The sequence below is a fragment of the Prevotella sp. AM23-5 genome (assembly GCF_003473645.1).
In the GTDB taxonomy this organism is placed as follows: domain Bacteria; phylum Bacteroidota; class Bacteroidia; order Bacteroidales; family Bacteroidaceae; genus Prevotella; species Prevotella copri_A.
Genome location: NZ_QUCG01000192.1, coordinates 1 through 620 on the forward strand (window position 1 = coordinate 1; position 620 = coordinate 620).

A 620-nucleotide genomic window follows, 5' to 3' on the forward strand; every position below is an offset into this window, starting at 1 on the left:
GTAGCTGCCTGTTTTGAATAATCATCCTTCTTATCGAAGCCAACCACCTCACCATCGTTCATATATCCACCCCACCAGGTAGCGATGCCGTTGCCTTTCGCCGTCTTGTCAATAACACCATTAATTCCACTCTCCACCCGCTTGGTCTCAGGGTCACGCAAGGCGATGAGAGAGGTAAGAATCAATCCGCCATTGATTTCCGTCTCCACACCATCGGCAAGCACTTTTTTTAGATATTGATAGGTAGCCACATCACCGATGACTACACCGAGGTCGCCATATATCTTGCTAGTGATATATGCGTTTGCCAAACCCAGCTTGTCATAGAATGCGCTGTATGCAGACTGAAAGTTTGTGAACTTCGTTCCCACGGCAGAGACGATGGTAGCCTTGCCGTTAGTATCAGCCGCATTATATCTCGCAGAAATATCTGAAAGATACTTGATGAGTTCTTTCTTGGCAGTCGTGAGAGTAGCAAAAGCGGTATTGAGGTCGGTGAGTTCCTTGGTGCCCTTCAGTACCTCTGCATCCTTCACCTCATTATATGACTTCTGCGCTGCCGCAAAATCATCTTCAAGTCGCTTGGAATCCTGCGCCATAGCTGCAATCTCGGAAGGCTC

1 protein-coding gene is annotated in these 620 nt (G+C 47.9%); it reads right to left on the reverse strand.

What is annotated here, in order from left to right:
* Window positions 1-620, reverse strand: a 620-nt coding sequence (locus tag DW657_RS18105) for a hypothetical protein (protein ID WP_158577433.1), incomplete at both ends; no start/stop codon positions are given.